This window comes from Georgenia ruanii (assembly GCF_009193175.1).
GTDB lineage: Bacteria > Actinomycetota > Actinomycetes > Actinomycetales > Actinomycetaceae > Georgenia > Georgenia ruanii.
Genome location: NZ_VUKE01000014.1, coordinates 118,585 through 126,569, shown reverse-complemented (window position 1 = coordinate 126,569; position 7,985 = coordinate 118,585). Strand labels below are relative to the sequence as shown.

The window sequence follows — 7,985 nt, the reverse complement described above, 5'->3', positions numbered from 1 at the left end:
ATGTGAGAGGGTTTCACTTACGAGGTGCCCTTCTGGGTGGTCGGATCTCGACGTCGCAATCAAGATCTTCCCTGCCCAGAAGGGCTCTCTCGTTCTACGCCACGCTCACCACACCGGTGGATCAGGGCTGAGCGGTCGCCTCCCGCAGCTGCGAGACCTGGACGGCCAGCGCCTCGAGCAGCGCGGCGGCCTGCTGGACATCGAGGCCGTCGATCGTCTTGGCCTCGAGGTGGAGGCGCGGCCCGCTGCCGTCGTCGACGATGACGCTGCGGAGCTCGGACGGGCCGAAGGTCGCCGTCCGGATGGGCGAGCGGAAGATGTGCGTACGGTCCGCCGGGTCCGTGATCTGGCGCGGATCGGCCCACGCGGGCACGGTCATGGTGGTCACGGTGATGGTCCTTCTGTAGCGCGAGTGTCCTGTTCGGGGTTGTCGCGGCCTTCGAGATTGCGGCCGCTTCAGCCCGCGGAAGTAACCTACCCAGCACCGACGCTCCCGCCGACACCCGTCGATTTCTCTCGCATTTCGGCCGTAAATCGGGAGGACGGCGTCACCCGAGGTCGGAGGCGGAGACGCCCATTCACACCGCGTGTCAGCGTGAGCGGAATCACATCGCTCGTGGGAACCGGCGCGCCGAGCGGTCGCTCAGGGACGGCGCCACCACCGGGCGCCGTCCGCCCTGCCCTGAGGCCACTTCCGCACGCACGCACGACCGACGGTCACCGAAGGGCGAGAGCCGTGTCACGGGCCTCAGGCCGGGCTCCGCCGTCAGGACAGCGCGTGCTCGCCGGATCTGTCGTCGTCCGGGAAGACCTTGCCTGGGTTGAGCAACCCTGCAGGGTCGAAGACGGCCTTGATCTGGCGCTGCAGGTCGAGCTGGTCCTCGCCGAGCTCGTCCCCGAGCCAGCGGCGCTTGAGCAGCCCGATGCCGTGCTCGCCGGAGAGGGTGCCCCCGAGCGCGAGCGCATGCTCGAACACCTCCCCGGCCGCCTGCCAGACCTCGGCGGGAACCTCCTCGCCCTGGAAGGCGAAGGTGGGATGCAGGTTGCCGTCCCCGGCATGGCAGGCCGTCGGGATGATGACGCCGTAGCGCCCCTCGAGGCGCCGCACGTGCGCGAACATGTCGCTCATCCGGTCCAGCGGGACCGCGACGTCTTCCACGAGCAGCGTCCCCAGGCTCTCGATGGCCGGGAACGCCTGCCGGCGCAGGTCCATCCAGCGGGAGCTCTCCGCGGCATCGGTGGTCAGCTCCGCGGCGCCGCCCGCGGCCACGACGAGGTCGTGCACGGCGTCCGCCTCGGTCAGCGCCCCCGCCCCGTCGACCTGCACCAGCAGCAGGGCGTCGCCGCGCGCGAGGAGGTCTTGGCCGGTGTAGCGGCCCACGCACTCCAGCGTGCGGCGGTCCATGAGCTCCATCACGGCCGGCGTCCACCCGGCCGCGACGACGTCGCCGGCGGCGGCCGCGGCCCGCTCGACGGAGGGGAAGAACGCGCCGATCGTCGCGATCGGGCCGCTTACCAGCGGGCGCAGCCGGAGGGTGCACTCGACGATGACCCCGAGCGTGCCCTCCGAGCCGATCATCAACGCGCACAGGTCCAGGCCGGTGACCCCCTTGACGGTGTCGTGGCCGACCTGGATCAGCCGGCCGTCGGCCAGGACGACCTTGAGCGAGAGGACGGACTCCCGGGTGACCCCGTACTTCGCGCACAGCAGCCCGCCGGCGTTGGTGGCGATGTTGCCGCCCACGGTGGAGATTTCCCGGCTGGCCGGATCGGGAGCCCACCACAGGCCGTGCTCGGCCAGCCGGTCGTTGAGCTCGGCGTTGAGGATGCCGGGCTCGACCACCGCCAGGCGGTTCTGCGGGGAGACGCGCAGGACGCGGTCCATGGCGCGGGTGGACAGCACGATCTCGTCGGGGCCGGCGATGCCGCCGCCGGCCAGGCCGGTCCCGGCGCCCCGCGTCACGATCGGTACGCCGTGGGCACTCGCGATCCGGCAGGCCTCCTGGACGTCCGCCACCGACAGCGCCTCCACGACGGCGAGCGGCGGGCCACCGCTGACCCGACCGGACCGGTCGCGCCGGTACGGCTCCAGCACCGCCGCCGCAGTCCGCACCCGTCCGGGCAGCGTCGCGAGCAGCGCGGAGACGACGGTCGAGGCTTCCGTGGCCGCGGGGTCCTGGGTCCTCGGTGTCATCGCTGGCGACCTCCTCGTCGTTCTTCTTGCGTTCTGCGGGGCGGGTGCCGCAGGTCTCGGCCCGGCCGCCCTCCGGCTCAGACGGTCCCACGACGGTCGGTGACCACGGGCCGCTGACTCTCGACGTGAGACGGCGTGCTGCCCAGCAGCGGGCCGACCGGCACGGGCGGCACGCCTGTGAGCACAGGGTCGGCGAGCTGTGCAGGCAGCGCCGGCGAGCGCGGGGCCCACCGGGCGTTGTTACCCAACTGTGGATCTCCCGGGCACCGGGCGTCACCGGGCCGTGGATATCGGCTGAATAGCGTTTCTTCCAACGCCGATCCCGCCCGTCCAGACCCGGAGAAACACCATGGCCCGCACCGCCACCACGTCCAGCCGCCGCCGCATCCTCGTCCCGCTCGCCACCGTGCTCGCGGCCGGTGCCGTGGCCGTCGGCTCGGGCGCAACCTTCACCTCGACCTCCGCCAACACCCTCAGCGGCGTCACCTCCGGCACCCTCGCCCAGTCGAACTCCGCGGACAACCGGGCGATCTTCAACCTCAAGGACGTCAAGCCGGGCGACGTGCTCAACGGCTCGCTGACGATCACGAACACGGGCACGCTGCCGGCACGGTTCAGTCTCACGGAGACGACGTCCAGCAACGCCTTCGCCGACAACCTCAGGCTGACGATCACCGACGGCACCCGCACCGTCTACGCGGGCACCTTCGGCGGCCTCGAGGACGGGCTCAAGCAGGAGCTCGGCGAGTTCGCCCCCAACCAGGCCGCCACCTACACCTTCACCGTCGCCCTCGACGCCGCGACCCCGAACACCTACCAGGGCGCGACCGCCTCGGCCACCTACCAGTGGGACTCCGTCCAGCTCGACGGCGCCACCACCAACCAGCGCGACGGCGCCACCGTCGCCGGCTGACCCCCAACCCCGGCGCCGGGTCGACGCCCCCCTCCGACCCGGCGCCGGACCCTCCCCCACAGACACGACGACCAGGAGCAGAGATGACCCGCCCCTCCCCCCTGTCCCGGCTGCGCCGGGTGGCGGCCAACCTGCTCCTGGTCGTCGTCACGCTCGTCGCCCTGGCCTACCTGCTGCCCGGCCTGCTCGGCTATGAGCGCTACGTCATCACCGGCGGGTCGATGTCCGGCACGTTCGAGAAGGGCTCGGTCGCCGTCGAGCGGGTCGTGCCGGTCGCGGACCTCGCCGTCGGCGACGTCATCACCTACCTCCCGCCCGCCGACTCCGGCATCGACCACCTCGTCACCCACCGCATCGTCGCGATGGAGCCCGTCGACGGCCAGACCCAGCTGCGCACCCGGGGCGACGCCAACGCCGACCCGGACCCCTGGACCTTCCAGCTCGCCGCCGCGACCCAGCCGGTCGTCGCGTTCACCGTCCCGGCCCTCGGGTACGTGTTCATCGCCCTCGCCGACCCGGCCATCCGCATCGCCGTCATCGGCGTCCCGGCCGGCATCGTGGCGCTGCGCGCCCTGCTCGAGCTGGTCCGCAACCTCCGCCACCCGGCCGCCGTCGGCGGCGCCGTCCCGACCGCCGCGGGGGCCTGAGGCGATGTCCCGCCGTGCGTTCTTCCTCCTCACCGCGGCCCTGCTGGTCGCGGTGACCGGCGTCCTCACGCCCACCTTCTCCACCGCCGCCTTCACCGCGACGACGACGAACACGCCCTCCACCGTCACCGCCGCCGCGGACTGGACCCCGCCGACCGTGGCGCTGCGCGACCCGGGCGCCTCCGTCAGGGGCACCGTCGCCCTGACCGCCGACGCCGCCGACGCGGAGACGGGCGTGCAGGCCGTGACCATCGAGTACCTCGCGCCCGGCGCCGCCTGGGCGCCCGTGTGCACGACCGCCACCGCCCCGTACACCTGCGCATGGGCCACCGGGGCGCTCCCGGACGGCAGCTACGCCCTGCGCGCCCGCGCCACCGACCGCGCCGGCTACGAGGCGACCTCCGCCGAGCTGCGCACCGCGGTCGCCAACAGCCTCCTGCTCCTCCTCGCCGCCCCCGGCGACGTCGTGCGCGGGAGCGTGCCTCTCACCGCCTCCCTCTACGGCGCCGGGTCGGTGACCTACGCCGTCCAGATCCAGTACGCCCTGGCCGACAGCGGCCAGTGGAAGGACGTCTGCAGCAGGTCCGCCGCGCCGTACACCTGCACCTGGGTGACGACGTCCGTCGCCGGCGGCGAGTACGACCTGCGCGCCGTCGCCACCGCCGGCAAGACCGTGGCGACCAGCGCCGTCCTGGCCCGCACCGTCGTCGACAACCAGGCGCCGACCGTCACGATGACCGACCCCGGCAGCCCGCTCGCCGGCACCCGCACCCTCACCGCCGTGGCCGCCGACGCCATCTCCGGCATCAAGCAGGTCGTCATCGAGTACGCCAAGGCGGGCACCACGTCCTTCGCCCCGGCCTGCACCGTCACGGCGGCCCCGTGGGCCTGCCGGTTCGACACCACCACCCTGGCCGACGGCGCCTACGCCTTCCGTGCCGTCGCCACGGACGGCGCCGGGAACACGGCGACCTCGGCGGCGGTCACCGACCGCCTGATCGAGAACATCGCCTCGTCCGTCTCCCTCGAGGACCCCGGCGCCTACCTCAGCGGCACCGTCACCCTCAGGACCACCGCCCGCTCCACAGCCGGGATCCGGACCGTCACCATCCAACGGGCCGCCGCCGGAACCACGGGCTGGACCGACGTCTGCGCCGGCGCCACCGCGGGCTACGCCTGCACCTGGGACACCACCACCGTGCCCAACGGCAGCTACGACCTGCGCGCGGTCCTTGTGGACCGCACCGGCGCGACGACCGTCTCCGCCATCCTGGCCGGGCGCCGCGTGGACAACCCGCTGCGCGCCCTCGATGTCCAGACCGTCAACGGCGGCAAGACCGAGGGCCTCGCCGAGCCGAACGACCGCGTCATCTTCACCTACAGCCAGCAGGTCAACCTCAGCTCCATCAGCGCCGGCTGGACCGGCGCCGCCATCCCGGTGACCGTCCGGATGCGCGACGGCCAGCTCCTCGGCCTCGGCGGCAAGGACGACACCCTGGACGTCCAGCGCGCCGGCGCCGCCGTCAACCTCGGCACGGTCAACCTCCGCGAGGACCACGTGAAGGCGACGAAGCAAGGTTCCTTCGAGGCGACCATGACAGCCAGCACGACCGTCGTCGGCGGCGTCGCCCGGACGATCGTCACGCTCACCCTCGGCGCCGCCGTCGACAACAACGGCTGGATGCAGGAGGCCTTGCTCCCGGCGGCGATGATCTGGAGCCCAGCCCCCGTCACCTCCATCACCGGCAACGCCGGCTCCACCGCCCCGGTCACCGAGACCGGCCCGCTCGACAGGGACTTCTGATGCGGAACCGGCCCACCCGGCTGTCCCGGTCCACCGCGGTCGCCGCCGCCGCCCTGGCCGTCCTCAACCTCGTCCAGGCCGTCGCCCGCGGCGCCGGCGCGTCCTACCAGGCCCTGCTGCTCGGCTCGCTCGGCGCGGTGGGCCTGCTCGCCGCCGCGAAGCTGTGGAAGGACGGCTGCTTCGAGTCCCGGCTGGCGAGCGCCGCCGCGGCGGCGCTCGCGTTCGTCACGGCCGCGCTCACGGTGACCGCCGGGATGCCGGGCGCGCCCCCCGACCGCGGCGCGATGCCGTGGGCGACGGCCGTGCTGGCCCTGGGGGTCCTCGCGCTCATAGTTACGGACGCCACCGGGCGCCGGCCCCCTTATGCTCGGCGGCATGAGTGACACCGTTCTCGTGGTCGAGGACGACGACGGCATCGCCCTGCCCCTCCTGCGCACGCTCGAGCGGGAGGGCCATACCGTCGAACGGCTCGGCGAGGGCCTGCCCGCGGTGGCCCGCGTGGCCGCCGGCGGGGTCTGCCTGATGATCCTCGACCTCGGCCTGCCCGACGTCGACGGCCTGGACGTGTGCCAGCGGGTGCGGGCCGAGGGCTACGACGGCGCCCTGATCATCCTCACCGCGCGCGGCGGCGAGCTCGACCGCGTGGTCGGGCTCGACATGGGCGCCGACGACTACCTGCCCAAGCCGTTCGCGCTCTCCGAGCTGCTCGCGCGGGTGCGGGCGCTGCTGCGTCGGCAGGCCCGGGGCGCCGTCGTCCCCACCGGTGCCGCCGGGCCGGCCGCTCCCGGGCCAGCCCCGTCCTCGCCGGGCACCGAACCGCCGCCGTCCGTCGGACCGGCAGCGGCCGCGCCGCCCTCCCCATCCCCCGCCGCGTCCGCGGCCCTTCGCGTCGACCCCCGGTCGCGCCGCGCCTGGGCCCGCGGCGCCGAGATCGCGCTGAGCGCGAAGGAGTTCGACCTGCTCGCCGAGCTCGACGCCGAGCGCGGCGCCGTCCTCACCCGCGAGGCGCTCATGGACCGGGTGTGGGACGAGAACTGGTTCGGCTCGACCAAGACCCTCGACGTCACCGTCGGGCGGCTCCGGCAGAAGCTCGAGGCCAGCGGCGCCGGCGCCCGGATCGTCGCGGTGCGCGGGGTGGGGTTCCGCCTGGAGGACGGCCCGCAGGATGCGTGAGCGGCTGATCGTCGCGTTCGTCGGGCTCACCACCCTCGTCGTGGCGCTCTTCGGCATCCCGCGCGCGTACACCCTCGCCGACCTCGTGCACCAGCAGGAGGTCCGCAAGATCGAGCGCTCCCTCGACCTCATCGCGGTGGTCGTCGAGCGGCACCTCGCGGGCGGCAGCGAGATCACCGCGGGGCTGCTCGAGCCGATGCTGCACGAGGCGGAGCGCCTCGAGTACGTCGCCGCCGACCTGGCCACCGTGACCGCCGGGGCGGTCGGCGCCCCGGCCCGCTCGGACATCGCCGTCACCCGGGCGGTCGACGGCGGCGGTCACCTGACGCTCACTCGGGCCGGGGCCTGGGTGGAGCGGCAGATCTCCCAGGCGATCTTCCCGCTCGCGGCGCTGGGGCTGGCGCTGCTCTGCCTCTCGGCGGCGCTCGGGTTCCTCGCCGCCCGCATCCTCGCCCGCCCGTTCCAGGACCTCGCCGCCCGGGCGACGGAGCTGGGCAACGGCCGCTTCGACGTCGTCGTCCCGCGCTACCGGGTGCCCGAGGCCGAGCAGATCGGCGCCGCCCTCCGCGAGAGCGCGGCCCGGCTCGACGACCTCGTCACCCGCGAGCGCCAGTTCAGCGCCAACGCCTCTCACCAGCTCCGCACGCCGCTCACGGCCCTGCGGCTGACCCTCGAGGACCTCACCCTGTGGCCGCAGACCGCGCCGGAGGTGGCGACGGAGCTGCGCCGCACGCTCGGGGAGATCGACCGGCTGAACGACGCGCTGAGCGAGATGCTCGACCTCGCGCGGGGGCGGGCGGCGACGTCGGAGGAGGTCCGGCTGGCCGACGTCCTCGACGCCGCGGTGCGCCGCTGGGACGGCCAGGACCACGGGCGCCGGGTGCTCCCGGCGACCACGGACCCGGGAGACGTGACGGTGCCCGCCGGGCCGGTCGGGCAGATCCTCGACGTGCTCGTGGCCAACGCCTACGCGCACGGCGCCGGCGACATCACCGTGGCCGGACGCGACGACGGGAGCCACGTGACGGTCCGGGTGTCCGACGCCGGGCCGCGGCCCGCCGGCCAGGACATCTTCGGCCGCGGCGTCTCGCGCCAGGGCAGCCGGGGCGCGGGCATCGGGCTCGCCGTGGCCCGAGACCTGGCCCAGAGCCTCGGCGGCCGGCTCACCCTCGGCCCGGAGGAGCACACCACCTTCACGCTGCGGCTGCCGAAGCGGGGCTGAGCGGCCTGGGCGCATCGCACTGCCGCGCTCGG

The 7,985-nt window shown here is 74.1% G+C and carries 8 protein-coding genes; 6 read left to right on the top strand and 2 right to left on the bottom strand.

Translation table 11 applies throughout. The features are described from left to right. Positions 1-121: 121 nt before the first annotated feature. The gene (locus GD880_RS14335) at positions 122-388 is read right to left on the bottom strand and encodes a hypothetical protein (protein ID WP_152232292.1); all 267 of its coding nucleotides are present in this window, start codon (positions 386-388) and stop codon (positions 122-124) included. 378 nt (positions 389-766) lie between these two features. Further along, positions 767-2,194 (bottom strand): FAD-binding oxidoreductase, encoded by a 1,428-nt coding sequence (locus tag GD880_RS14330; protein WP_152232291.1) that lies wholly within the window; start codon positions 2,192-2,194, stop codon positions 767-769. Between the two features lie 349 nt (positions 2,195-2,543). On the opposite strand from GD880_RS14330, the gene GD880_RS14325 reads away from it, so the two are divergent. The 6 genes from GD880_RS14325 to GD880_RS14300 all read left to right on the top strand — a co-directional run bounded on the left by GD880_RS14325 (position 2,544) and on the right by GD880_RS14300 (position 7,953). Next, positions 2,544-3,107, top strand: a complete 564-nt coding sequence (locus GD880_RS14325; protein ID WP_152232290.1) for a TasA family protein — start codon at positions 2,544-2,546, stop codon at positions 3,105-3,107. Between the two features lie 83 nt (positions 3,108-3,190). Further along, a complete protein-coding gene (locus GD880_RS14320; RefSeq protein WP_152232289.1) occupies positions 3,191-3,754 on the top strand; it encodes a signal peptidase I in 564 nt (187 codons plus the stop codon). 4 nt (positions 3,755-3,758) lie between these two features. Continuing rightward, positions 3,759-5,558 carry an Ig-like domain-containing protein gene (locus GD880_RS21055; protein WP_152232288.1) on the top strand — a complete coding sequence of 600 codons (1,800 nt, stop codon included), beginning with the start codon at positions 3,759-3,761 and terminating at the stop codon, positions 5,556-5,558. Next, complete coding sequence (locus tag GD880_RS14310; RefSeq protein ID WP_152232287.1) at positions 5,558-5,941, top strand: hypothetical protein; 384 nt, start codon at positions 5,558-5,560, stop codon at positions 5,939-5,941. Before GD880_RS21055 ends, GD880_RS14310 begins: the two co-directional genes overlap by 1 nt. Beyond that, the gene (locus GD880_RS14305; RefSeq protein ID WP_152232286.1) at positions 5,934-6,731 is read left to right on the top strand and encodes a response regulator transcription factor; all 798 of its coding nucleotides are present in this window, start codon (positions 5,934-5,936) and stop codon (positions 6,729-6,731) included. Before GD880_RS14310 ends, GD880_RS14305 begins: the two co-directional genes overlap by 8 nt. Beyond that, a complete protein-coding gene (locus GD880_RS14300; protein ID WP_152232285.1) occupies positions 6,724-7,953 on the top strand; it encodes a sensor histidine kinase in 1,230 nt (409 codons plus the stop codon). The genes GD880_RS14305 and GD880_RS14300 overlap by 8 nt, the downstream gene beginning before the upstream one ends. Positions 7,954-7,985: the final 32 nt, after the last annotated feature.